Raw genomic sequence first — 22,503 nt, forward strand, 5'->3', positions numbered from 1 at the left:
CGGCGGGTCCGATCCGATGATGGGGTGTGACATCACCACCTGAGGACGCCGATCTGCTCGCGCTGGCCGCCGCCGGCGACAGGGCGGCGTTCGAGGCGTTCTATCGACGGCACGCCGTCTGGTTGACGTTGCGGCTGCGGTACCGGTGTGCCGACGCCGCCCTGGTCGACGACGTCGTCCAGGAGACGTTCCTGGAGTTGTGGCACGGCGGCGCGGCGCGGTATCGGGCCGAGGGCGACGTGGCCGGCTGGCTGTGGCGGATCGGCTCGCGCCGCCTCGTCGACGCGCTGCGCCGCACCGGCGCCCGCCACCGGCTCGGCCGCGTCCTGGCCCGGCTGCGCGGCCGCGACGAGCCGTCCGCCGAGGAGCAGGTGCTGCGCGGCGTCGAGCACGGCGACCTCGCCGGCGCCCTGGCCCGCCTCTCCCCGGAGCTGCGGGCCGTCATCCAGGCCACCGTCCTGGACGGGCTCACCACCGCCGAGGCGGCGGTGCTGCTCGGCATCCCGCCCGGCACGGTCAAGACGCGGGCGATGCGGGCCCGCCGGCAACTACGGCAGGAGCTGGCATGAGACATTCTGCTGCCTGGCATCTCCAGGACTGCGACCTGCACGCGTATGCCGGCGGTGAGCTCGGCGGCCCGCTGCTCTGGTCGGTGGAGGCGCACCTCGCCGCGTGCGCCCCGTGCCGCGACCGGCTGCACGGCTGCGTGTCGCGGACCGACCCGCGGCTGGTCGAGGACGGCTGGGCCCGCGTCGACGCCGCCCTCGACGCACCCGTCCCCGGCCCGGTCGAGCGGCTCCTGCTGCTGCTCGGCGTGCCCGACCACACGGCCAGGCTGCTCGCCGCGACCCCGGCGCTGCGCCTGTCGTGGCTCGTCGCGGTCGCCGTGACCCTCGCGACGACCGCCGCGATCGCCCGGTTCGCCGACCCGATCGTGTTCCTCGCCGCGGCCCCGCTGCTGCCGCTCGCCGGCGTCGCCGCGTCGTTCGGGCCCGGCATCGACCCCACCTACGAGATGGCGCTGGTCGCGCCGATGCAGTCCTTCCGGCTGCTCCTGCTGCGCTGCGTCGCGGTCGTCTCCGCCAACACGGTGCTCTGCGGGCTCGCCAGCCTGGCGATGCCCCACGTGGGGTTCGGGGCCGCCGGCTGGTTCCTGCCGTCCCTCGCGCTGACCGTGCTCACCCTGCTGCTTGCCCCCAGGTTCGGCACCGTCGCCGCGGCCTGCGCCGTCGGCGCCGGCTGGGCCTGCCTCGTCGTCGCCGCCACCGGCGCCCTCTTCACCGCCGCCGGCCAGTCCGGCATCGCCGCCGCCGCGGCCCTCGCCGCCGCCGTCGTCGCCCGGCGGGCCTCGGCGTTCGACACGTCCACGTTCAGGAGGATCCGATGAGTATCGACGCCGGTATCGATGTCGCCGTGCGCGCCGACGGCCTGGTCCTGCGCTACGGCCGCAAGGCCGCCCTCGACGACGTCACCGTCACGTTCGGCGCCGGCGTCACCGGCCTGCTCGGCCCCAACGGCGCCGGCAAGACCACCCTCCTGCGGATCCTCGCCACGGCCCTCACGCCCGACGCCGGCTCGCTGCGCGTCCTCGGCCACGACCCGCTCACGGCACCGGGGCGGCTCGCCGTCCGCCGGCGCCTCGGGTACCTCCCGCAGGACCCCGGCTTCCATCCCGGCTTCACCGCCTTCGAGTTCGTCGACTACGTCGCGATCCTCAAGGAGCTGACCCACCGCGGCGACCGCCACGCCGAGGTCCGCCGCGTCCTGTCCGCCGTCGGCCTCGACGACCAGCGCCGCACCCGCATCCGCGCACTGTCCGGCGGCATGCGCCAGCGGGTCGCCCTCGCCGCCGCCCTCGTCGGCGACCCCGACCTGCTCATCCTCGACGAGCCCACCGTCGGCCTCGACCCGCAGCAGCGGATGCGCTTCCGCGAGCTGTTCGCCGACCTCGGCGAGGACCGGGCCGTGCTGCTGTCCACCCACCAGACCGAGGACGTCATGTCGCTGTGCCGCCAGGTCGTCGTCATCGACCAGGGCACCGTCCGCTTCGCCGGCACCCCCGCCGACCTCGCCGCGCTCGCCGACGGCCGCGTCTGGACCAGCGCCACCCGCGAGCCCGGCGCCCTCGCCTCCTGGCGCACCGGCACCGGCGCGCACCGCCACGTCGGCGACCCGCCACCCGGCGCGGAGCTGCTCCCGCCGACCATCGAGGACGGCTACCTCATGCTCGTCGACCTGGGCGCCACCGCCGCCGTGGACGGTGCCGCATGACGGCCGCCGTCGCGACGCGCCCCACCGCACCCGCGGCCCGGGTGCCACGCCGGCGGGCGATGCTGGCCCTGGCCAGAGTCGAGGCGGTGCGGTTCCTGCGGCACCCGCTGTCGATCGCGGCGCTGCTGCTGTTCGTCTCCCCCTGGGTGTACGACGCGGTCACCGGCAAGGCCGACCGTTACCCCGTCCTGCACGACCAGGCCGTCAACCTGCAGCTCCCCGGGATCTTCATCCTCGGCGGCGGTGCCCTCGTCGTCGCCAACCTCAACGCGCTGCGCGGCCACCGCCACCACACCGACGCGCTCTACTCGACCCTGGTCCTGCCCGACCCGTGGCGCACCGCCGCGTTCCTGCTCGCCCCGCTGCCCTTCGCGGCCGCCGTCGCCGTCCTCGTCACGGCCCGCGTCGGCGTCCTCGCCCTGCTCCCCGGCGCCGTCGGCCACCCCGACCCGGCCGAGCTCGCCACCACCCCGGCCGTCGTGCTGCTCTTCGCCGCCCTCGGCGTCCTGCTCGCCAAGCTGGTGCGCTCCGCCGTCGTCGCCCCGCTGGCCATGTTCACGTTCGCCGTCGCCGCGTTCGTCGCCCTGGTCGCCGCCGCCAGGGGCAACACCGCCCTGCGGGTGCTGCTGCCGGTGATGTTCACCGACCTGCCCTTCTCCCTGCCCGCCGACCTGGTCGACCGCCCGTCGCTGCGCCACCTCGCGTACCTGGCCGGCCTCGCCGCACTCGTCGCCGTGGCCGCCCTCGCCCGCTCCGGCGCCCGCGGCCGCCCCGTCCTCGTCGCCGTGACCGTCGCCGCCGTCCTCACCGCGACCGCGGGCGCCGCCCAGTTCCGCACCGACGACGCCGTGCGCCGCGCCGCGGTCACCGCCACCGACAACCCTGCGCCGCTGCAGACCTGCCACCGCCGCGGCGACGTCACCTACTGCCCCTTCGACGACTTCACCCCCTGGATCGACGGCTGGGACACGGTCGTGCAGGGCGTCCGCCGCGCCGTCCCCGCCGCCGTCGCCGGCTCGCCGCTCGCCGTCCGCCAGCGCGTCTGGGCGCACGGCTACCCGACCGGCGGCTCCGTCACCGCCGACGAGACCGGCAGCAACGCCGCCTGGGAACGTGCCGCGGCCGCCGCCGGCACCCCCGCGGTGATCCCGGTCGGCACCCGCTGGGGCGACGGCGACTCCGAGGCCACTTTCGCCGCCGGTGTCGCCTACCGCCTGATGACCGGCAGCGCGTTCGCCTCCAACGGCATCGTCTGCGGCGCCCGCGGCGCCCTGCTCGTCTGGCTCGTCGGCCAGGCCACCCCCGCCACCGCCAAGGGGCTGCGCAGCCTCGACGCCGCCAGCTGGGGCGGCCTCGTGTTCATCGACTTCGCCACCTTCATGCACCTGTCGGTCCCCGACCGCGACGCCGGCCCGGGCCTCGCCGCCCTGAGCCACCCGGCCGCCGAGGTCGGCGCCCTCGTCGTCGCCAACTGGGCGGAGCTGACCGACCCTGCCACTCCGGCGGACCGCTTCGCCACCCTCCTCGGCGTCCCCATCGCCGCCGAACCGCCGGCCAAGGAGCGCACCGTATGCGCCGCCTGACCCGCCCTGCCGCCGGCGCCGTGCCCGTCCGGTCCATCGCGGCCGCCGGTGTCCCCGCAGCGGACCGCTTCGCCACCCTCCTCGGCGTCGCCATCGCCGCCGAACCGCCGGCCAAGGAGCGCACCGTATGCGCCGCCTGACCCGCCCTGCCGCCGGCGCCGTGCCCGTCCGGTCCATCGCGGCCGCCGGTGTCCCCGCAGCGGACCGCTTCGCCACCCTCGTCGGCGCCTCCTCGGCGATCTCCCGTCGACGGGCGCCGGACGTGCGCCGCCTGACCGGCTCGGGTGCCGGGCCCGCGGCCGGTGTCCTGCCGACCCCGCGTTCCGCGGGAAACGCATCGCGAGGAGCGGCCCGCATGCGCCACCTGACCCGTCAGTCGGCGCGGCACCTGCCCGGGCCGCTGCCGGGGTGCCGGCCGGGTCCCGCCGCGGGCCGTCCGGCCGGTGCGGGCACGCGCGACCGGGGCGGGCTGTCATGAGGCGGCTGGCCCTCGCATGGCCGACGCTGCGGGCGGCCCGCCGGGCCCCGCTGCTCGGCGCGATGGCGGCGGGGCTCGCGATCGTCGCCGTCCCCGCGGCGTTGCCGGTGACGTTCACCGCCGACAACCTCGCCGTGCTGTTGCGGCTCGGCATGGCGTGCGCCGCCGTCGGCCTGGCGTTCCTGTTCGACGACCCCGCGAAGCCGACCATCGCGACCGCGCCCGTGCCCGCGTGGCAGGGCATCGCGGTCCGTACGGTCGTCGCCGCCACCGCCATGACCGCCTGGTGGGCCGCGGCGATCGGCGTCACCCTCGCCGGCGCGGAGGGCGACACCGCCGACCCGCTGCCCTGCCGGGCCTGGCGCTCGAGGCGGCGGCCCTCGGCGCGGTCGCCGTCGCCGCGGCCGTCGTCGCCTGGCGGTTCGCCCCGCGCGGCGCCGCCAGCCCGGCCGCCGCGCCCGCCGTGCTGGTCGTCGTCGGCGTGCTCGCGTTCGCCCCGCCGTGGGCCGCGGTGTTCGTCCTCGTCGCCAGCCCCGAGTGGACCGTCGCCCATCAACGCCTGGCGGTCCTGATCGCCGTCTGCCTGACCGTCGCGGCCACCGCCGCACTCCAGCTCACACCCCGCCGCCGGCCCTCCTCATGACGCTGCGACCTGGCCGGCGCCGACCTCCCAGCGCCGGTCGAAGCCGACGTTGCGGGCGAAGTACGCATCGTGCGTGATCATTACCATCGTGCCGTGGTACGCCCGCAGCGCCTCCTCCACGACGTCGATCGCCTCGAAGTCCAGGTAGTTGGTGGGCTCGTCGAGGAAGAGGATCTCGGCGCCGGTGTTGACGATGACGGCCAGCAGCAGCCGGCGCAGCTCCCCGGCGCTGAGGTCACGCAGGCGGCGGTCCCACTCGTCGGGGCCGAACAGGTGCGCTTCGAGCAGGGATTCGGCCTCGTCGACGTACACCGGGACCTTGGAACGGAAGAATCCCAGCACGGTGCGGTCGTCGCCGCGAAGGTCGTCGTGGGTCTGGGGGAGCACGGCGACGTCCGCGGCGGTGGTGACGGTCCCCGCGTCCAGGGGCAGCCGGCCGGACAGGGCGCGCAGCAGCGTCGTCTTGCCGGCGCCGTTCGGCCCGGTGACCAGGATGCGGCCCTGGACGTCCAGGTCGACGTCGTCGAGGATGCGCCGCGAGCCGAGCTTCACCGTCAGCCCCCGGGCCGTCATCACCGAAGCATCGTCCGGGTCCGGTGATGGGAACGCGAGGGTGAGCGGGGGACGGGTGGCCGGCTCGGCGATCCAGCGGGCCGACGTCAGCTGCCGGGTCAGCCGCCGCTCGCGGGCCTTCGCCTTCTTCGCGACCTTCTTCGCGTACCGGCGCAGCTTGTCCGAGCCGAGCCCCGACCGCACCGTCTGCTCGACGCCGCGGGCCTGGCTCTTCGTGGTCGCGATGTCGGCCTCCAGCCGCCGCCGGAACTTCTCCTGCGCCTCATGGTCGAGCAGGAGCTTCTGCCAGCGGCGGGTCTTCTCGGCGCGGTAGTCGGTGTAGCCGCCCTCGTACCACTGCGGCTGGGTGTGGATGCCGTCGAGTTCGACGATCCTCGTCACCGTCCGGTCGAGGAACGCCCTGTCGTGCGTGACGACCATGACCGCGCCGCGGAACGCCGCGAGGAACTCCCCGAGCCACGCCGTGCCGGCCGCGTCGAGATGGTTCGTCGGCTCGTCGAGGATCAGCACGTCGGGCGTCGACAGCAGCACCCGGGCGAGCATCAGCCGCGCCTGCTCGCCGCCGCTGACGTCGCCGAGCGGCAGGTCGTCGGGCAGGTGCGCGATGTCGAGCCGCTCGCGCACCTCGGCCCGCCGCTGCGGCGCCGCCCAGCCTTCCAGGGCCAGCCAGCGGTCCTGGACCTGCCCGTACTCGTCGAGGAGCGTATGGTCGTCCGCCAGCCGGGCCTCGAGCGCGTGCATCCGCTGGTCGAGCCGGTTGACCTCGCCGTCACGCAGAAATGCGAGAACGGAAAGACCAGGGTCCGGTACCTGCTGCGCGAAGTACCCGATCCGCCGCCCCGGCGCGAGGCTGACGTGCCCGCTCGTCGGTTTCTCGGCGCCGGTCAGCAGTCGCAGCAGCGTGGTCTTGCCGGCACCGTTGGGCCCGACCAGCCCCAGCCGGTCGCCGGCGTTCAGGGTGAGCTCGACGCCTTCGAACAGCAGCTCGGCGTCGTAGTGCTTGGAAAGGGAGACAGCGCGTAGCAAGAGAGCCTCGCAGCGGGTGTGAGAGCGGACGGGAACAATGCCCGGCCGGGTCCCCCGGTCAGGCGTTCGACACGTCCCTCGAATCACACCCCAGCATCATCTCCTGGTCCGCCACGGCGCTGCCACCGATTTTCCGCCGCCGGTACGGCCGAGGGCCGCCCCTTCCCAGGTGACGGCCCTCATGCTGCGCTCGTGGTGCCCGCATTGCGCGGTGTCCGGGTGATGCGGTGTTCTCTGCGGTGCGGTGCGGTGCGGTCAGGTGCGGTCGCGTGGCGGTGCGGACCACGGCGACGTCGGCGGCTCGTCGTCGCCGGCCTCGCCGGAGGCGGCCCGTTCGGCGGCGAGCCGGTCGAACTCCGCCTGCGCGTCGGCCCGCCGCTCCGCCTCGCCCCGCGCGAACGCCGCCCGGCGCTCCGCCTGCTCCGCCGCGCTGGGCGCGCCGAGCCGGGTGGTCACGTCCGGGTCGACGGGGCCGATCCGGGTCGTCGCCTGCTGGTCCACGTCGGGATCCTGGACGGGGTCGGTGGCCCGCATCGGCGTGAACCGGGACGCGGTGCCCTCGCCGTCGCCCGTGCCGACGGTCGGGTGCTCACCGGTCTCGCTCTGCGCCGCGTGCCGCGGCCGCGCCCCCGGCGACTGCCGCCCGGGGTGGTACGCCTCGGTCTCCTCTTCCCGCACGCCCCGCCGCCCGGCGCTGAACCCGTCGAACGACGGCCCCGCCAGGATCGACGTCTCCTGCACCACCTCGGACCGGGCCGCCCGGGACGGCAACGCCCCACCACCCCCGGCGATCGGCACCACGGGCGCCGCCGGTGCCGCGGCCGGCGGCACCTGCTGGGTGGCACCGAGCGGCTCGGTGGCGGGCTCACTCATGCTCGGCCGCCCGTACCGGGTCTGCGGAACCCCGGACGGTGGCGCGACCGACTCGGACGCGGGACGCAGCGGCCCGCCGCCCCCGTACGGCGCGGGCGGCGACGTCGGCGACGTCAACGGCCGCGTCGGCAACTCATCACCGGCCGCGGCATCCTGCCCCGTGGTCTCGCCGGCCAACCCGCCGGGCACCCCGGACCACGGCGTACCCCCGGTCGCCCCACCGGCGGCCCGCAACGGCGGAGCGCCCTGCGTGCCCCCGCCGGACCCCGGACACGGGTGCCGCGGACTGCGACGCGGACGCAGCCCCCGTTGAGGGCGCCACGAACTGTGACGCGGGCGGCGCGGACGCCGGCCCGGAGGCGGGTGCCGCGAACTGCGACGCGGGCGGCGCGGACGCCGGCCCCGTTGAGGGCGCCGCGAACTGCGACGCCGGGGGCGCGGGCGGCCCGGACGCGGGGCCGGTGAACTGCGGCGCGGTCGCCGGCGGCGCGAACGGCGGTGCGGCCGCCGGACCCGACACGGGCGCCGAGAACTGCGGCGCGGCCGCCGTTGCCCCGACTGCGGCGCGGGGGTGCGGACGCAGGCCCGGACACGGGTGCCGCGAACTGCGGCGCGGACGCCTGCCCGGAATGCGATGCGGGCGTCGCGAGGTGCGGTGCCGACGCGGGCCCGGAGGCAGGTGCCCCGAAGTGCGGTCCGGACCCCGGCTGGCCGGAAGGCGGCGCGGGTGGCCCGGATGCAGGTGCGAAGTGCGGCGCGGATCCAGGCTGCGACGCCGGCGGTGCGGACGCGGGCCCGGAGACGTGTGCCCCGAAGTGCGGCCCGGACCCTGGCTGGCCGGAAGGCGGCGCGGGTGGCCCGGACGCCGGACCGGGGTGCGGCGCGGGCGGTGCGGATGCCGGCCCGGAGTGCGGCGCGGGCGGCGCGGGCGGTGCGGATGCCGGCCCGGAGTGCGGCGCGGGCGGTGCGGGCGGTGCGGATGCCGGCCCGGATGCGGGTGCGTATTGCGGCGCGGACCCGGAGGGCGGCGCGGGTGGTGCGGACGCGGGCCCGGAGGCGTGTGCCCCGAAGTGCGGCCCGGACCCTGGCTGGCCGGACGGAGGCGCGGGCGGCCCGGACGCCGGACCGGAGTGCGGTGCGGGCGGTGCGGATGCCGGCCCGGATGCGGGTGCGTATTGCGGCGCGGACCCGGACGGCGGCGCGGGTGGTCCGGACGCCGGACCGGAGTGCGGCGCGGGTGGTGCGGACGCCGGACGGGCAGGGCCGGGCGGCGCGAACGGCGGTGTCTGCGCGGGCGACGTCCCGGCCGCAGGCCTGAACTGCGTGCCGCCGCCCTGGCCGGGTGCCCCTCCGGGCGGGAACGGGCCGGGCGGCGTTGTGGCGACCGGCGGTGCGGCGGGAGGCGGCGGGCCGCCTCGACCACCGAGCGACGGCGGGAACGGCCCAGGCGGCGACGCCGGCGCGGCCGGACCACCGGCGGGCCCGGCAGCGGCGGCGGGCGGCTGTGCGACCTGCGGCTGCGCGGCAGTCGAGTCCGGCGTCAGCCACGACGGCGCCGAGGCGCTGCCGGGTGCCGACACCGGCGCCGGACCGCCCTGCTGGCCCGGCGGCCGCGGGCGGCTGGGCACCGAAACCGGACCCGGCTCCAGGACCCGACACCGGCCCAGCCTGCGGCTGCCCGGAACGCCCGGCACCCCCGGGCGGCGGGAACGACCCGGCCGGCGGCGAGGACGTGACCGGCGGCGCGTAGGAACCGGGCGGCGAGGACGTGACCGGCGGCGCCGAGGCCACCGGCTTCGCAAAGGACGCCGGCGGAGCTGAAGACACCGGCGGAGCGGACGAAGCCTGCGCACCGAACGGCGCCGGCGGAGCAGATGACACCGGCGGCGCGGACGACACCGGCGGAGCGTAGGACGACGCGGGAGGCGCCGAGGTCACCGGCGGCGGGTACCCGGACGACGCCCGCGGCGGCATCGAGACCGGCTGCGTCGCGTCGCTGCCCAGCCCCTGCCCGAACGAGGCACCACCCGAGCCCGCACCGCCGGCGCCAGCGGCACCGGAGGACGCGGCCGCGCCGTACGACGGCAGCACCGACGTGGCGCCCGCGCCGGACCCGCCGCCCGGGCCGCCCGTGCCGGCCGTGGCGCCGTACGGCGGGAGGACCGACGTGGCACCGGCGGGGCCCGCGGACGGGAACTCGGCGGTCTGCGGCGCGTACGGGGTCCTGGCGCCGAACTGCGGCGGTGCCTTCGGCCCCTGGCCGAGCGGGTACTCGTGCGGGTCGAGCGGCTCGCCACCGGCCACGACGACCGGGGCGGTCGCCGGCCACGCGCGCCAGCGTTTGACGCTCGCGGCGGCGACCAGCAGGGCCAGGCCGAGGACGGCGGTGGTGCCGTTGACGATGGGCAGCTGCAGGTTGATCGTGAGGCCGGCGAGCTTGTAGTCCGCGGGCAGGCCGTCGAGGGCACCGAGCGGGTCGATGAAGAGGCTCACGTAGGTGCCGAGCAGCGCCAGGCCGGCCACGATCGGGCCGACCGGGGAGATGCGCAGGGTGGCAATGAGGCCGATGATGAGGCCGGCGCCCAGGAGGTAGGCGGCGGGTGCGATGAGGTCGACGCTGTCGAAGGCGCCGCGCTCCACCCACTTCGCCACCGTTTCGGTGGATTTCTGCTGGCCGAGGGCGATCAGCAGCCACGCGATCGGGGCGATCAACATCCCCGCGATCAGGCTTCCCACGTGTCGCATGGTTCGCACCGTACCGTCTGTGTCATGCAGGAGCACACCGGCCGACCGACCGCCTATTCGCGGGTCACGCTGAGCCGGATCATGACCGCCGTCGACGTGAATCTCTACGGCACGGTCCACGGCGGCGTGATCATGAAGTTCGTCGATGACGTGGCGGGGGCGGCGGCGGCCAGGCACGCCGGTGGCACGGCGGTGACGGCGTCGATCGACGAGATCCTGTTCCTGGAGCCGCTGCGGGTCGGGGACCTGGTGCACGCGTACGCGCAGGTCAACTGGACCGGTTCGACGTCCATGGAGGTCGGGGTCCGGCTGGAGCGGCAGCGCTGGGACGAGGTGGCCGAGCCGATGGTCGTGGCGACCGCATACCTGGTGTTCGTCATGGTCGACGCCGACGGCAAGCCACGGCCGGTGCGGCCGGTCGAGCCGGACTCGCCGGAGAACGAGGGCCGGTGGCGGGAGGCGGAGATCCGCCGCGAGCACCGCCTGGCCCGCCGTGACGCGATCCAGCGGCACCGCCAGAAATAGGGGGAACACGGCGGCGGTCTGCGGACAAGAAGAGGTGTGGACCCGGAAGGCAACCTCTTGATCGCGGACGGCTTCACGGCCCTCTACGACCGGCACGCACGCACGTTGTACCGCTACTGTGCGCGTCGCGTCGGGCCGGATCTCGCCGAGGACGTCGTCGCGCAGACGTTCCTCGTCGCGTACGAGCGCCGCCACACCTGTGTACAGGACCAGCCGCCGCTGCCGTGGCTGTTCGGCATCGCCACGAACGTGCTCAACCGGCACCGCCGCGACGAGGTGCGCGGCTACCGCGCCCTGGCCAGGACGGGCGTGGACCCGGTGCAGGAGAGTCACGCGGCCCGCGCCGAGGAGCGCACCGACGCGCAGCGACGGTCCCGCAAGGTTGCGCGGGTCCTGGCGAAGCTGCCCAGGCGGCAGCGGGACGTGCTGCTGCTGTTCGCGGTCGCCGAGCTGTCCTACGCGGAGATCGGCGAGGCCCTGGACCTGCCGCTCGGCACGGTCCAGTCGGCGCTGCACCGGGCCCGGACCAAGATGCGCAAGGCTTTGGAGGACGAGGACCGATGAAACACGATGACCTCGCCGCGGTGCGCGAGTTCCGCGCCGGGCTCGACGAACCCCGCGAGGGCGCCCTGGTCAGGGGGCGCTGGGAGCTGGCCGGCGCGGCCGCCCCGGAGCGGGCCAGGCCCCGGAGGATCTGGATGCTGGCGACCGCCGGCGCCGCCGTGGCGGTGGCTGTCGTGGTCGGCGCGGCGGCAGCGGTGCAGACGCCGCAACAGCCACCCGAGCAGGTCACGGTGTCGGCGGGAAGCACCCCGACGCCCTCCGTCGTGGACCTGCCGGTGACGCACGGCACGAAGGCACCGATGAACCCGGCCGTCATGGGGCGGCCGGGTGGTGATCACGCGCAGGCGGTCGAGGCGCTGACCAGGATCGCCGCGAAGCAGACCGGTGGCCCGCTGGCGATCGGCTCCGACCAGGTCCTGTACGTCAAGTCGTACTCCCTGACCGACGGTGAGGGCCGCTACATCCATGAGCTGTGGATGGATGTGCAGACCGGCACGGCGCTGCGGATCCGGCGCAACGACGACGGGCCCAGGGTCTTCGACCGCACCATGTCGCAGGCGGAGATCGACGAGGACGAAGCGCGCTCGGCGGGCACCCCGCCGGGGCTCCACAACATCAACGGCGCCTACGTGGCGGCGTTCCCCTCCGCCCAGCCGGAGGCGCTGGCCGCGAGCTGGAAGACCTGGGCCCAGCAGGACTACCCGGGCCGCGCCGCCGACCCGCTGATCTTCAAGCAGCTGCACGAGGTGTTCCACTACGCCGACCCGCTGCTGACCGCGGCCCAGCGCAGCACGTTCTACCTGGCGCTGACCTACCTGCCGTCGGTGAAGGCGACCACGGCCACCATCGCCGGCACCCAGTACGACGTGGTGTGCGTGTCCGGTCAGGCGCAAGGCACGCAGTGTGCGCTGTTCGACTCGGCGACCGGCCGGTACGCGGGCGACGCCGGCACCGGGACGGACATGGTCGTCAAGCTCGGCCATTTCACCTTCGTGGACTTCGCCGCACAGCCGCGGCCCGTCCCGGGCGCCCCGGTGGTCCCGCAGGAGAAGAAGGGCCCTAGCGGTTCAGCCACCACACCGAAGCGTTGAGCGCGGTGGCGAACGTGACCCACGCCCAGTAGGGCAGCAGCAGGCCGGCGGCGAGCCGGGACCGCCGCCAGAACACCGCGATGTTCACGCCGATCAGTACCCACAGCGCGACGATGTCCACGAGGGCGGGCCCGCGCAGGCCCGCACCGAAGAACAGCGGCGTCCAGATCGCGTTGAGCACCAGCTGCGCGGCGAAGACGGTGAGGGCGGCGTTCCACCCGGAGCGCCGCCACACCAGCCAGCCGGAGACGGCGATGCAGCAGTACAGGACGGTCCAGACCGGCCCGAACAGCCACGACGGCGGCGCCCACGAGGGCTGGGCGAGCGAGTCGTACTCGCCTGCGGTCCCGGCGACACCGAGCCCGCCGACCAGGGCGGCGGCCGCGGCGGCGGCACCGAACCCCAGCAGGCCGACCCACTGCGGGCGGTGGTGGTGTGGCAACGGCAGCGTCATACCCGCCTCGATTACCCGACCGGGCCACACGGAAACCCGGCAACGGATGTCGGCGGCCCACACTGAGCGATCGTTCGGGCGTGCAGGAAGATGGTCGGATGGCGAAGGAGCTGTGGCGACCCCCGGCAGACGTCCGCGAACGCACCCGCATCGGTGCGTTCCTGCGGTGGCTGTCCAGCGAGCGGGGCCTGGAGTTCGAGGACTACCAGCATCTGTGGCAATGGTCGGTTGACCATCCGGCGGTGTTCTGGCAGGCGATCTGGGACCACTTCGAGATCGTCGCCCACCAGCCGCCGGCCGGGGCGCTGCCCGACGCGCGGATGCCAGGTGCCGACTGGTTCCCCGCCGCCCGCCTCAACTACGCCGAGCACGTGCTGCGGATGCCCGGCGTCGCCGCCGACGACCCGATCGTGCTGGCATATTCGCAGACCCGCGCGCCGGTCACGCTGAGCGCCGCCGAGCTGCGTGAGCAGGTCCGCCGGGCGCAGGCGACGCTGCGCCGGCTCGGCGTCGGCGAGGGGGACCGGGTCGCGGCGTACGCGCCCAACATCCCCGAGACGTTCGTGCTCATGCTGGCCGCCGCCGGCCTCGGCGCGATCTTCTCCAGCTGCGCGCCCGAGTTCGGCACCCGCTCGGTGGTCGACCGGTGGCAGCAGATCGAGCCGAAGATCCTGGTCGCCGTCGACGGCTACCGCTACGGCGACAAGGCCGTCGACCGGCGCGCCGAGGTCGCCGCGATCCGGGCGGCGCTGCCGTCCCTCGAGGCGTTCGTCGAGATCCCGTACCTGCACGGCGACAGCGAGGTGTGGGACGTCACCGACGAGCCGCTGACGTTCGCGGCCGTGCCGTTCGACCACCCTCTCTACGTGCTGTACTCCTCCGGGACCACGGGCCTGCCGAAGCCGATCGTGCACGGGCACGGCGGCATCCTGCTCGAGCACCTCAAGATGCTCGCCCTGCACCATGATCTCGGCCCCGGCGACCGGTTCTTCTGGTTCACCACCACGGGCTGGATGATGTGGAACTACCTGGTGTCCGGCCCCGCGGTCGGCGCCGCGATCGTCCTCGTCGACGGCAACCCCGCCCATCCCGACCTCGGCTGGCTCTGGCGGGTCGCGGCGGAGTCCGGCACCACCTACTTCGGCACGTCGGCACCGTTCCTGCTGTCGTGCCGGAAAGCGGGTGTCGTACCGCGGGAGCTCGCCGACCTGTCGGCGCTGCGGGGCGTCGGCTCGACCGGTGCGCCGCTGCCGCCGGAGGGCTTCGAGTGGGTGTATGAGGCCGTCTCCTCCGACGTCCTGCTCGCCTCGGCGTCCGGGGGCACCGACGTCTGCACCGCCTTCGTGGGCGGCGTGCCGCTGCTGCCCGTCCACGCCGGTGAGATCGCCTGCCGGGCCCTGGGCGCGCGGGTCGAGGCGTATGCGGCCGACGGCACCCCCGTCGTCGGCGAGCTCGGTGAGCTGGTCATCACCGCGCCGATGCCGAGCATGCCGGTCGGGTTCTGGGGTGACACGGACGGGTCCCGGTACGCCGACGCGTACTTCGGCACCTACCCGGGCGTGTGGCGGCACGGCGACTGGATCACGATCGACGACACCGGCGCGTGCGTGATCACCGGGCGCTCCGATGCCACCCTCAACCGCGGTGGCGTCCGGCTCGGGACCAGCGAGTTCTACTCCGTGGTGGAGAGCCTCGAAGAGGTCGTCGACTCGGTGGTCGTACACCTCGAAGATCCTGAAGGGGGAGCGGGCGAGCTGCTGCTGTTCGTGGTGCTGCGCCCCGGGCTGACCCTCGACGACGCGCTGCGCGCGGCCATCGGGCGGGAGCTGCGCACGGCTTTGTCCCCGCGGCACGTGCCCGACCAGGTGTTCCAGGTCGACGCGGTGCCGAGGACCCTGTCGGGCAAGAAGCTGGAGGTGCCGGTGAAGCGGATCCTCACCGGCACGCCGGTCGACCAGGCCGCCGCGAAGGGCGCCCTGGCCAACCCGGAGTCACTGCGCTACTTCGAAGCCGTCCGAGCGGCTAGAGGGTAGGCCCGACGGTCAGGTCGACCTGCTCGGAGGTGCCCCGCGCGGGCAGCTTCGACAGGTCGGTGTTGACGCTGAGCACCACGCTCGCCCCGGCCGACAGCGGCGCGAGCAGCCAGTCGAGCGGATACGGGTAGGCGTCCGCGTCGATGAGCACCCGGCCGCCCGTGACGCCGAGTTCGGCGGCGCGGGCCCGGGCGCGCTCCAGCAGCGTGGCGTGGCTGTCGAGCGATCCGTCGGTCTCGAACAGGGCGGCGGTGTCCGCGGTGACGGGTGCGCCGGGGAAGTGATCGCCGTGCTGGCGGGCCGAGAGCACGTAGTCGGCCCAGCCGGCCGGCGTCTCCCGCAACGGCATGCCCATCGGCGCCAGCCCGAGGACGAACCGGTCCGGTGGGCCGGTGGGCGCGCCCGCCTCGACCGCCCGCAGCGATGCGAACTCGACGTCGGTGCCCTCCGCGGTCGGCTCCCCGTACGTCACGGTGATCCCGGCCGACCAGGCGCCGAGCAGCACGGCCGCGGTCTGCCAGTGCGGCGGGAGCCAGACGCCGGCGGTGTCGCCGGGGCCCAGGCCGCAGCCGTCCACGATGAGGTTCGCGGTCTTGGAGATCCAGTTGCCGAGGGTCGCGCCGGACAGTTCGACCCGTTCGCCGGTGGCGTCGTCGTAGAACGTCAGCAGCGGAAGTGACGGGTCTCTCCCGACAATTGCCGCAAAGAGTGAAGGAACTGTATTCCCCATATGTCCGGAAAATCCTCCCATAGCATCTCCAATCGGGTCTAGCTAGGTGGTGTGCGATGGGGGTATGGGCAATGCGACGATACCGGCGGTTCAAACTGGTCGCCGTCGGCGGCGTCGCCGTAGCCCTGCTCAGCACCGGCGGAGCCACCGCCGATCCCCGCATCCCGTTCCTGCCGCCCGCCCCGGATCTCGCCGAGCCGATCCAGTGGGCCAACCCCGCCGCGAAGGCGGCCGGCACCGGCGTCACCCCGCAGGTCACGCGCATCCCGCTGGGCAGCTTCGAACGCCCAGCCGACGGCGTCGCCGCACAGGCGGGCGTGCCGTCCGGCGTCCCTGAGGGGTACCGGCGCGGCGCGAAGACCCGCACGCTCACCGTCACCCGCCAGTCCACGTCGCCGTTCAGCGCCGTCGGCGTCACGTGGCGGGAGACCGGTCGGATCGGCACCGTCTCCGTCGCTGTGCGTCACCATGTCCTCGGGGGTACGTGGAGCGCCTGGCGCAGCGTCGACGCCGGGGAGGCGGACCGCGACACCGCCCCCGGCCGTGCCACGCAGCGCGGCGGTGCCGAGCTGGTCTGGACCGGCAAGGCCGACGGCGTGCAGCTGGCCGTCACCACCACCGGCGGGCCGGCGCCGCACGACATCGCCGCGGACCTCATCGACCCCACCGACGCGCCCGGTGACACTGCGCCGACGCCGCCCGTTGTCTCGCCGGAGAGCCAGCCGGTCGGGCTGCGGCCCTTCATGCCCACGATCCTGCGCCGGGCCACCTGGGGCGCCAACGAGCAGCAGATGGACTGGCGGCCGCAGTACGCCCCCTACGTGAAGGCCGTCGCCCTGCATCACACCGCCACCGGCAACGAGTACAGCCCGGAGGAGGTGCCGAAGATCCTGCGGTCGATCTACCAGTACCAGACGGTCAGCCGAGGCTGGGGCGACATCGGTTACAACGTGCTCGTGGACCGCTTCGGCCGGTTGTGGGAGGGCCGCTCCGGCGGGCTGTCCCGCCCCGTCGTCGGCGCCCAGGCGGGCGGGTTCAACACAGGCACCGCGGGCGTGGCGATGATCGGCGACTTCCGCTACACGAACGTGCCGCAGGTCGTCCAGGAGGCCACCGCGCAGTACACCGCGTGGAAACTTTCACTGCACCAGGCGATCGACCCGCGTGGCACCGTCAGCCTCACCGGCGGCGGATCGACGTCGCGGTACCCCGCCGGCACCACCGTCACGGTGCCCCGCGTCTTCCCGCACCAGCAGACCAACCCGACCGAGTGCCCGGGCGCCAAGGGCGTCGCCGTGCTGCCCTGGATCCGCGACCGTGCGGGCGCGCTGCTCGGCGACCTGGTCAAGCCCGAGGTCGTGCGGACGCTGCTGGCCGTGTACCGGCCGAGCGACGGCACCGTGCGGCTGCAGGGCGTCCCCGAACCCGTCTTCACCAGCGGCCCGAACGAGATCCCGGTCGCCGCGGACTACAACGGCGACGGCAAGGCCGACGTCGCAACCTGGTCACCGACGACCGGCAACTGGAGCATGCTGCTGACCGGCGAGGGGCGCAGGACCGTCCAGTGGGGCCTGCCCGGCGACCTGCCCGCCCCGGCCGACTTCGACGGCGACGGCACCGCCGAGCTGGCCGTCTTCCGGCCGGCGACCGGTGTCTGGTACATCAAGGGCATCGGCGAGGTGCAGCTGGGCCTGCCCGGCGACGTGCCCGTCCCGGCCGACTACACCGGCGACGGGCGGGCCGAGGCCGCCATCTGGCGCCCCTCGACCGGCCTGTGGGCGATCTACGCGCTGCGCGAGTTCAAGGTCGGCGCACCCGGCCAGCTCGCCGCCCCTGCCGACTACGACGGCAACGGCACGATCGACGCGGCGACCTGGTCCCCGGCCACCCGGCAGTTCAGCGTCGACGGCCAGCCCGCGATCCGCTTCGGCGCCGCCGGAGTCCCCGTCTCCGCCCAGTACGACGGGGACGGCCGGGCCGACCCCGCGGTGTTCCGTGACGGCCGGTACGACATCCGCGGTGCGGGCGGTTACGACGTCGGTGCACCGGGCGACATCCCGATGCCGCTGAGCTGAATACTGCAGTTTCCTCGATCGCGAGTCGCGTCGTGGACATCGATCACCCGGGGATCGGGCGTAGGCTTTGCCTGACGTATCGCGTGACGTTCGTTACGCGTGGCAAGCCGTGTTCGAAGGAGACGCCCAGTGACCCCCGGCCGTCCGCCCCGTGTGCTCGTCGACGCCACGAGTGTCCCAGCCGACCGAGGCGGTGTCGGACGCTACGTTGACGGCCTGCTCGGCGCCTTGGCCGCGCTCGACGCGGACCTCGCCGTGGTCTGCCAGCGCACCGACGCCGAGCGTTACGGACGGTTACTGTCCGGTGCCCGGATCATGGCCGCACCGGCCGCCGCGGCGCACCGCCCGGCCCGCCTCGCCTGGGAGCAGACCGGCCTGCCGATGCTCGCCCAGCAGGTCGGCGCCCAGGTGCTGCACTCGCCGTTCTACACGTGCCCGCTGCGGGCCGGCTGCCCCGTCACCGTCACCGTCCACGACGCCACGTTCTTCACCGAGCCGGAGCACTACGACAAGTCCCGCCGCACGTTCTTCCGCTCCGCGATCAAGACGTCACTGCGCCGCGCCAGCCGGGTCATCGTCCCCAGCAAGGCCACCCGCGACGAGCTGATCCGCCTCCTGGACGCCGACCCGACCCGCATCGACGTCGCCTACCACGGCGTCGACCCGGACGCGTTCCACTCGCCGACCGACGACGAGAAGGCCCGCGTCCGCGCCCGCCTCGGCCTCGGCACGACCGAGTACATCGCCTTCCTCGGCGCCAAGGAGCCCCGCAAGAACGTTCCCAGCCTCATCCGCGGCTGGATCTCCGCCGTCCGCGACCGCAAGGACCCGCCCGCCCTCGTCATCGCCGGCGGCCAGGGCCACGACGACGAGATCGACGGCGCCCTCGGCGAGGTGCCCAGCCACCTGCGGCTCCTGCGCCCCGGCTACCTGCGCTACGCGGACCTGCCCGGCTTCCTCGGCGGCGCCGTCGTCGCCGCGTACCCCTCCTTCGGCGAGGGCTTCGGCCTGCCGATCCTGGAGGCCATGGCCTGCGGCGCGCCCGTGCTCACCACGCCGCGCCTGTCGCTGCCCGAGGTCGGCGGCGACGCCGTCGCCTACACCGGCCCCGGCACCGACGAGATCGCCCGCGACCTCGCCGCGTTGCTCGACGACGACGAGCGCCGCAACGCCCTGGCCAAGGCCGGTGCCGCCCGCGCCAAGGAGTTCACCTGGGAGTCGAGCGCTGAGGTGCACCTGGCCGCCTGGTCACGGGCCGCGAGCCCGCGCAATTAGTCGCCCGGCGTCACCTTCTGAAACCCCATCAGGCGATTTTGGTAATGGACATGACACCACCGAGTTGCTGGAATGCGTCCTCGCCTGGGCATGATGAGGCTGTGTTCTACGCGGTCATTCCAGCAGGAGGCAGTGGCACGCGGCTCTGGCCGTTGTCGCGAGCCGGTCATCCGAAGTTCCTCCACGCGCTCACCGGCACGCCGTTGTCGCTGCTCCAGGCGACGTACGGCCGCCTGAGCGACCTCGCGACACCGGAGACCACGTTCGTGGTCACGGGGGTGGCGCACGCGGCGGCAGTGGCCCGGCAACTCCCCGGCCTCCCCGAGGGCAACATCCTCGTCGAGCCCACCCCCCGCGACTCGTGCGCCGCCATCGGCCTCGCCGCGGCGGTCATCGCCCGCCGCGACCCGCACGCCGTCATGGGTGCCTTCGCCGCCGACCAGCTGGTCCGCGACGTCCCCGCCTTCACGTCCGTGCTGCGGGCGGCGATCCGCGGCGCCGAGGACGGCCTGCTGATGACCATCGGCATCACCCCGACCCACCCCGAGACCGGCTACGGCTACCTCCACGTCGGCGAGCCCACCGGCACCGACGACGTCTGCAAGGTCGCCTCCTTCGAGGAGAAGCCCGCCCTCCCGCTCGCCCGGTCCTACGTCGAGTCCGGCGAATACCTGTGGAACGCCGGCATGTTCGTCTGGCGCGTCGACGTCTTCCTCGACGAGCTCGCCCGCCAGCAGCCCTCCCTCCACGACGGCCTCACCCGCATCGCCGAGGCCTGGGACACCCCCGACCGCGAAGAGACCCTCGCCGAGATCTGGCCCGACCTCACCAAGATCTCCGTCGACTTCGGCGTCATGGAGGGCGCCGGCGTGGCCGGCCTCGTCGGCACCGTCCCCGGCCAGTTCGGCTGGAACGACGTCGGCGACTTCCACACCCTCGGCGAACTCCTCGAGACCGACACCGCCGGCAACGTGGTCGTCAACCTCGACCCCGCGGCCCCCTCCGGCGTCCTCATGCAGGACGCCGAACGCGTCGTGGTCGTCCCCCAGTCCGGCCGCCTGGTCGCCGTCGTCGGCGTCAGCGACCTGATCATCGTTGACACCCCGGACGCGCTGCTGGTCTGCCCCCGCTCCCGCGCCCAGGACGTCAAGAAGCTCGTCGACAGCCTGAAGGAACGCGGCTCGGTCGAGCTCCTCTGACCCCCACCCGCGCCCGCCCCTCCACCTGCCTGCGGCGCGGCGTGCCTGGGCGGTCGCCGCGAAGAACGCGGCAACCCGAAGCATCCACGGGGTCAGCGCCGGAAATCCTTCGGGTTGTCAGCCGTTCCCTCACCCGCCGTCGCGGCGGGCCTCCGCCGTTGTGCCGGGTGATGACCCCACGGATGTTCAGCAGCGACCGGCGCAGGTCTGGGCGCCGCGGCTCCGCCGTGGACTGGCGCTGCGGGCCGGGCGTGGTGGTCCGGCGGTGTCAGCGACCCGCTGCGTGAACGCCCGGATGCCCCGGGGTGTGGCCCGGCTCCGGATGCGCTTTGGACCGGGGCTGCGTCCGGCCGGGTGCCGGTCCAGCGCCGCGGGTGAGCATGACGCTGTGGGGTGACCCGCCGTGTGAACGCCCGGATGTCGTCAGGGGTGTGGGCGGCTCCGGGCGCACCGTGGTCAGGTGCGGCGGGCCCAGGCGAGGGCGGGTGCGACGAGCGGCTCGGTGGCGCCGGCGAGTGGGGTCGGCAGGTCGTCGGGGGCGAACCAGCCCAGCGCCGCCGACTCGGTGCTCACCGTCTCGACCGCGCCCGCGGGGGCGATGGCGGCATACCTGATGTCGTAGTGCAGCGACGGGACGCCGGCGCACTGGACGTGGTGGACGTCGAGGTCGATCGGGGCCTCGCTGATGCGCAGGCCGGCGATGCCCGACTCCTCGGTCGCCTCGCGAAGGGCGGCGGCCGCCACGCTCGCGTCGCCGGGCTCGCAGTGGCCGCCGAGCTGGACCCAGCGCTTGATCCGGCCGTGCAGGCACAGCAGGACCCGCTCAGCGGTCGAGTCGACGACCAGGGCACTCGCCGTGACGTGCGCGCCGGGATGCTCCCGCCACACCGTCGACGGGTCCCGCAGGACGAACTCAATGAACCGCCGCCGGGTCTCCTCAGCCTCCTCGGTGGGAGCCGTCCACTGGGTCAGCACCGCGAGTGCGTCATCGTGCAACGTCGTCATAGTGACGGCAGGCTACCGCGACCGACAGCGAGCACACCGAGGGGCACGCCCCCTTCGGGAACGTCGACCCCGGACAGGTCGACCTGGTCCACCTCCAGCCAACTGGACGCAACCCCGTCGGCGGCCAGCCCTGCCCTGATCCGCTGCACCTCCATGCCTGCCTCCAACGCCCGCCGCAGATCTCCGGCCGGCGCCCAGACCAGCAACAACCGCTCCGCCACCCCAGCACCGAGCGCCGGAGTTGCGGCACCCGCCGGAACCGTGGCAGCCGCCTGAGCTGCGGCCGCCGTTGTGGCAGTGAGCGTTGGCGGACCCGGAGGAACTGCGGCTGTCGTCGTTGCAGCGGGTGACGGCGAAGCTGCGGGACCTGCCTGGGCAGGGAGCGGTGGCGCGGCGGTGAGGACTGCCGGACCCGCGGGCGGCGGCGCGGTGGTGGTGGTGGTGCGGGTGGATGGGGCCGGGGGAGTGAACGGGGGTGTGGGGGGCAGGACGTTGGTGGGGAGGACATGGGTGGGAATGTGGGGGAACTGGATCGGAGGGGCGTCGCGGATGTCGGCCGCGGCGCGCAGGCCCTTGGCGACGGCCTCGGCGGTGCCGAGGGAGAACAGGTCGGCGTCGGCGCCGCGGATCAGGGCGGCGGCGCCGGTGCCGTGGCCGTCGGGGCGGACGGGCAGGCCGCGCACCACGGCGACCGGGACCTGGCCGGTCTTGCCCTTGACCAGGTCGGCGGCGCCGGCCAGCTCGTCGATCACGGCCATCTGGGTCAGCTGCAGCTCGTTGCCATACGGGTCGAGCACGCCACGGTAGTCGGTCACGGCGTCGATGCCGGCGGCGCCGATGGCGACGTCGGTCAGGCCCATCCGCCAGGGGCGGCCCATGGTGTCGGTGACGACGACGGCGACCCGCAGGCCGAAGCGCTCCCGCAGCTCGTCGCGCAGCCAGCGGGCCGAGGCGTCGGGATCCTTGGGCAGCAGCACGAGCCGCGTCGGCTCCACATTGGACGCGTCGATGCCGGCCGACGCCAGCACGAACCCGTGGTGCGTCTGCACGATCTGCGTCGCGCCGCGGCGGGCGACGACCCGGGACGTCTCGGCGCGCAGGACCGCCTCGCGGGCGGCCTCGCGCGCCGGCTCGTCGAGGGGTACGTCGACCAGCTGCCCCTCGGCCTTGCTGACGACCTTGCTGGTGACGACGAGGATGTCGCCGTCGACCAGCCACGGCGCGGCCGTCGTGATCAGGGCGGCCAGGTCGTCACCGGGCCGGACCTCGCCGATGCCCGTGACCGCGCGCACCTCGAACCCGACCGGCGGCGTCGCGCCCGCCCCGGCACCTCCGCCGACCTGCGGCGTCGCATGCATCC

At 74.6% G+C, this 22,503-nt stretch carries 19 protein-coding genes and 1 pseudogene; 14 read left to right on the forward strand and 6 right to left on the reverse strand.

The window, feature by feature from the left end:
* Window positions 1-26 precede the first annotated feature (26 nt).
* From OHA72_RS14335 to OHA72_RS14365, 7 genes are read left to right on the forward strand one after another with little or no spacing between them, the layout of a single operon-like run.
* On the forward strand, window positions 27-569 hold the full coding sequence (locus OHA72_RS14335) for an RNA polymerase sigma factor (RefSeq protein ID WP_327008316.1): 543 nt from the start codon (window positions 27-29) through the stop codon (window positions 567-569).
* Window positions 566-1,387, forward strand: coding sequence for a zf-HC2 domain-containing protein (locus OHA72_RS14340; protein ID WP_327008317.1), 822 nt, complete (start codon window positions 566-568; stop codon window positions 1,385-1,387). The genes OHA72_RS14335 and OHA72_RS14340 overlap by 4 nt, the downstream gene beginning before the upstream one ends.
* The gene (locus OHA72_RS14345; protein ID WP_327008318.1) at window positions 1,384-2,271 is read left to right on the forward strand and encodes an ABC transporter ATP-binding protein; all 888 of its coding nucleotides are present in this window, start codon (window positions 1,384-1,386) and stop codon (window positions 2,269-2,271) included. The genes OHA72_RS14340 and OHA72_RS14345 overlap by 4 nt, the downstream gene beginning before the upstream one ends.
* Window positions 2,268-3,854, forward strand: a complete 1,587-nt coding sequence (locus tag OHA72_RS14350) for a hypothetical protein (protein WP_327008319.1) — start codon at window positions 2,268-2,270, stop codon at window positions 3,852-3,854. Before OHA72_RS14345 ends, OHA72_RS14350 begins: the two co-directional genes overlap by 4 nt.
* Window positions 3,842-3,994 carry a hypothetical protein gene (locus OHA72_RS14355; RefSeq protein ID WP_327008320.1) on the forward strand — a complete coding sequence of 51 codons (153 nt, stop codon included), beginning with the start codon at window positions 3,842-3,844 and terminating at the stop codon, window positions 3,992-3,994. Before OHA72_RS14350 ends, OHA72_RS14355 begins: the two co-directional genes overlap by 13 nt.
* Window positions 3,982-4,332: a hypothetical protein gene (locus OHA72_RS14360; RefSeq protein WP_327008321.1), complete on the forward strand. Its 351-nt coding sequence runs from the start codon at window positions 3,982-3,984 to the stop codon at window positions 4,330-4,332. The genes OHA72_RS14355 and OHA72_RS14360 overlap by 13 nt, the downstream gene beginning before the upstream one ends.
* On the forward strand, window positions 4,329-4,904 hold the full coding sequence (locus OHA72_RS14365; RefSeq protein ID WP_327008322.1) for a hypothetical protein: 576 nt from the start codon (window positions 4,329-4,331) through the stop codon (window positions 4,902-4,904). Before OHA72_RS14360 ends, OHA72_RS14365 begins: the two co-directional genes overlap by 4 nt.
* Before the next feature lie 65 nt (window positions 4,905-4,969).
* Here the strand turns inward: OHA72_RS14365 and OHA72_RS14370 are convergent, their stop codons facing one another.
* Window positions 4,970-6,574 (reverse strand): ABC-F family ATP-binding cassette domain-containing protein, encoded by a 1,605-nt coding sequence (locus OHA72_RS14370; protein WP_327008323.1) that lies wholly within the window; start codon window positions 6,572-6,574, stop codon window positions 4,970-4,972.
* A gap of 255 nt (window positions 6,575-6,829) precedes the next feature.
* Window positions 6,830-10,192, reverse strand: a complete 3,363-nt coding sequence (locus tag OHA72_RS14375) for a hypothetical protein (RefSeq protein WP_327008324.1) — start codon at window positions 10,190-10,192, stop codon at window positions 6,830-6,832.
* Between the two features lie 24 nt (window positions 10,193-10,216).
* On the opposite strand from OHA72_RS14375, the gene OHA72_RS14380 reads away from it, so the two are divergent.
* Genes OHA72_RS14380 through OHA72_RS14390 form a run of 3 tightly spaced genes read left to right on the forward strand, consistent with a single transcriptional unit; the run spans window position 10,217 to window position 12,372 of the window.
* Entirely contained in the window at window positions 10,217-10,717 is a 501-nt protein-coding gene (locus tag OHA72_RS14380) for an acyl-CoA thioesterase (RefSeq protein ID WP_327008325.1), read from the forward strand.
* 36 nt (window positions 10,718-10,753) lie between these two features.
* On the forward strand, window positions 10,754-11,281 hold the full coding sequence (locus OHA72_RS14385; protein ID WP_327008326.1) for an RNA polymerase sigma factor: 528 nt from the start codon (window positions 10,754-10,756) through the stop codon (window positions 11,279-11,281).
* Window positions 11,278-12,372 carry a hypothetical protein gene (locus tag OHA72_RS14390; RefSeq protein ID WP_327008327.1) on the forward strand — a complete coding sequence of 365 codons (1,095 nt, stop codon included), beginning with the start codon at window positions 11,278-11,280 and terminating at the stop codon, window positions 12,370-12,372. The genes OHA72_RS14385 and OHA72_RS14390 overlap by 4 nt, the downstream gene beginning before the upstream one ends.
* Here the strand turns inward: OHA72_RS14390 and OHA72_RS14395 are convergent.
* Complete coding sequence (locus OHA72_RS14395) at window positions 12,341-12,826, reverse strand: TspO/MBR family protein (RefSeq protein ID WP_327008328.1); 486 nt, start codon at window positions 12,824-12,826, stop codon at window positions 12,341-12,343. The two genes, OHA72_RS14390 and OHA72_RS14395, sit on opposite strands and share 32 nt — an antisense overlap.
* Window positions 12,827-12,924: 98 nt before the next feature.
* Here OHA72_RS14395 and OHA72_RS14400 point away from each other — a divergent pair, with 98 nt between their 5' ends.
* Window positions 12,925-14,859, forward strand: a complete 1,935-nt coding sequence (locus tag OHA72_RS14400; RefSeq protein WP_327008329.1) for an acetoacetate--CoA ligase — start codon at window positions 12,925-12,927, stop codon at window positions 14,857-14,859.
* Here the strand turns inward: OHA72_RS14400 and OHA72_RS14405 are convergent.
* Window positions 14,849-15,589, reverse strand: coding sequence for a TIGR03089 family protein (locus OHA72_RS14405; RefSeq protein WP_327008330.1), 741 nt, complete (start codon window positions 15,587-15,589; stop codon window positions 14,849-14,851). The two genes, OHA72_RS14400 and OHA72_RS14405, sit on opposite strands and share 11 nt — an antisense overlap.
* Before the next feature lie 71 nt (window positions 15,590-15,660).
* Between OHA72_RS14405 and OHA72_RS14410 the strand changes: the two genes are divergently transcribed.
* The 3 genes from OHA72_RS14410 to OHA72_RS14420 all read left to right on the forward strand — a co-directional run bounded on the left by OHA72_RS14410 (window position 15,661) and on the right by OHA72_RS14420 (window position 20,138).
* Entirely contained in the window at window positions 15,661-17,664 is a 2,004-nt protein-coding gene (locus OHA72_RS14410; protein WP_327008331.1) for an N-acetylmuramoyl-L-alanine amidase, read from the forward strand.
* Window positions 17,665-17,793: 129 nt separating this feature from the next.
* Window positions 17,794-18,939 (forward strand): glycosyltransferase family 4 protein, encoded by a 1,146-nt coding sequence (locus OHA72_RS14415; protein WP_327008332.1) that lies wholly within the window; start codon window positions 17,794-17,796, stop codon window positions 18,937-18,939.
* A gap of 101 nt (window positions 18,940-19,040) precedes the next feature.
* Entirely contained in the window at window positions 19,041-20,138 is a 1,098-nt protein-coding gene (locus OHA72_RS14420; protein ID WP_327008333.1) for a mannose-1-phosphate guanylyltransferase, read from the forward strand.
* Between the two features lie 456 nt (window positions 20,139-20,594).
* Here OHA72_RS14420 and OHA72_RS14425 read toward each other — a convergent pair whose 3' ends face one another.
* Together OHA72_RS14425 and OHA72_RS64655 are read right to left on the reverse strand one after the other, a co-directional pair.
* A complete protein-coding gene (locus tag OHA72_RS14425) occupies window positions 20,595-21,143 on the reverse strand; it encodes an NUDIX hydrolase (RefSeq protein WP_327008334.1) in 549 nt (182 codons plus the stop codon).
* Window positions 21,144-21,685: 542 nt separating this feature from the next.
* Window positions 21,686-22,501: pseudogene (locus OHA72_RS64655) on the reverse strand (coenzyme F420-0:L-glutamate ligase); the annotation flags it as partial.
* Between the last annotated feature and the right edge of the window lie 2 nt (window positions 22,502-22,503).

This window comes from Dactylosporangium sp. NBC_01737 (genome assembly GCF_035963215.1).
Taxonomy (GTDB): domain Bacteria; phylum Actinomycetota; class Actinomycetes; order Mycobacteriales; family Micromonosporaceae; genus Dactylosporangium.

Excerpts from the sequence above, each read along its gene's own strand:
- OHA72_RS14340 (WP_327008317.1), top strand. The coding sequence starts at position 566 with ATGAGACATTCTGCTGCCTGGCATCTCCAGGACTGCGACCTGCACGCG.
- OHA72_RS14345 (WP_327008318.1), top strand. The coding sequence starts at position 1,384 with ATGAGTATCGACGCCGGTATCGATGTCGCCGTGCGCGCCGACGGCCTG.
- OHA72_RS14350 (WP_327008319.1), top strand. The coding sequence starts at position 2,268 with ATGACGGCCGCCGTCGCGACGCGCCCCACCGCACCCGCGGCCCGGGTG.
- OHA72_RS14355 (WP_327008320.1), top strand. The coding sequence starts at position 3,842 with ATGCGCCGCCTGACCCGCCCTGCCGCCGGCGCCGTGCCCGTCCGGTCC.
- OHA72_RS14360 (WP_327008321.1), top strand. The coding sequence starts at position 3,982 with ATGCGCCGCCTGACCCGCCCTGCCGCCGGCGCCGTGCCCGTCCGGTCC.
- OHA72_RS14365 (WP_327008322.1), top strand. The coding sequence starts at position 4,329 with ATGAGGCGGCTGGCCCTCGCATGGCCGACGCTGCGGGCGGCCCGCCGG.
- OHA72_RS14375 (WP_327008324.1), bottom strand. The coding sequence starts at position 10,192 with ATGCGACACGTGGGAAGCCTGATCGCGGGGATGTTGATCGCCCCGATC.
- OHA72_RS14380 (WP_327008325.1), top strand. The coding sequence starts at position 10,217 with ATGCAGGAGCACACCGGCCGACCGACCGCCTATTCGCGGGTCACGCTG.
- OHA72_RS14390 (WP_327008327.1), top strand. The coding sequence starts at position 11,278 with ATGAAACACGATGACCTCGCCGCGGTGCGCGAGTTCCGCGCCGGGCTC.
- OHA72_RS14395 (WP_327008328.1), bottom strand. The coding sequence starts at position 12,826 with ATGACGCTGCCGTTGCCACACCACCACCGCCCGCAGTGGGTCGGCCTG.
- OHA72_RS14400 (WP_327008329.1), top strand. The coding sequence starts at position 12,925 with ATGGCGAAGGAGCTGTGGCGACCCCCGGCAGACGTCCGCGAACGCACC.
- OHA72_RS14405 (WP_327008330.1), bottom strand. The coding sequence starts at position 15,589 with ATGGGGAATACAGTTCCTTCACTCTTTGCGGCAATTGTCGGGAGAGAC.
- OHA72_RS14410 (WP_327008331.1), top strand. The coding sequence starts at position 15,661 with ATGCGACGATACCGGCGGTTCAAACTGGTCGCCGTCGGCGGCGTCGCC.
- OHA72_RS14425 (WP_327008334.1), bottom strand. The coding sequence starts at position 21,143 with ATGACGACGTTGCACGATGACGCACTCGCGGTGCTGACCCAGTGGACG.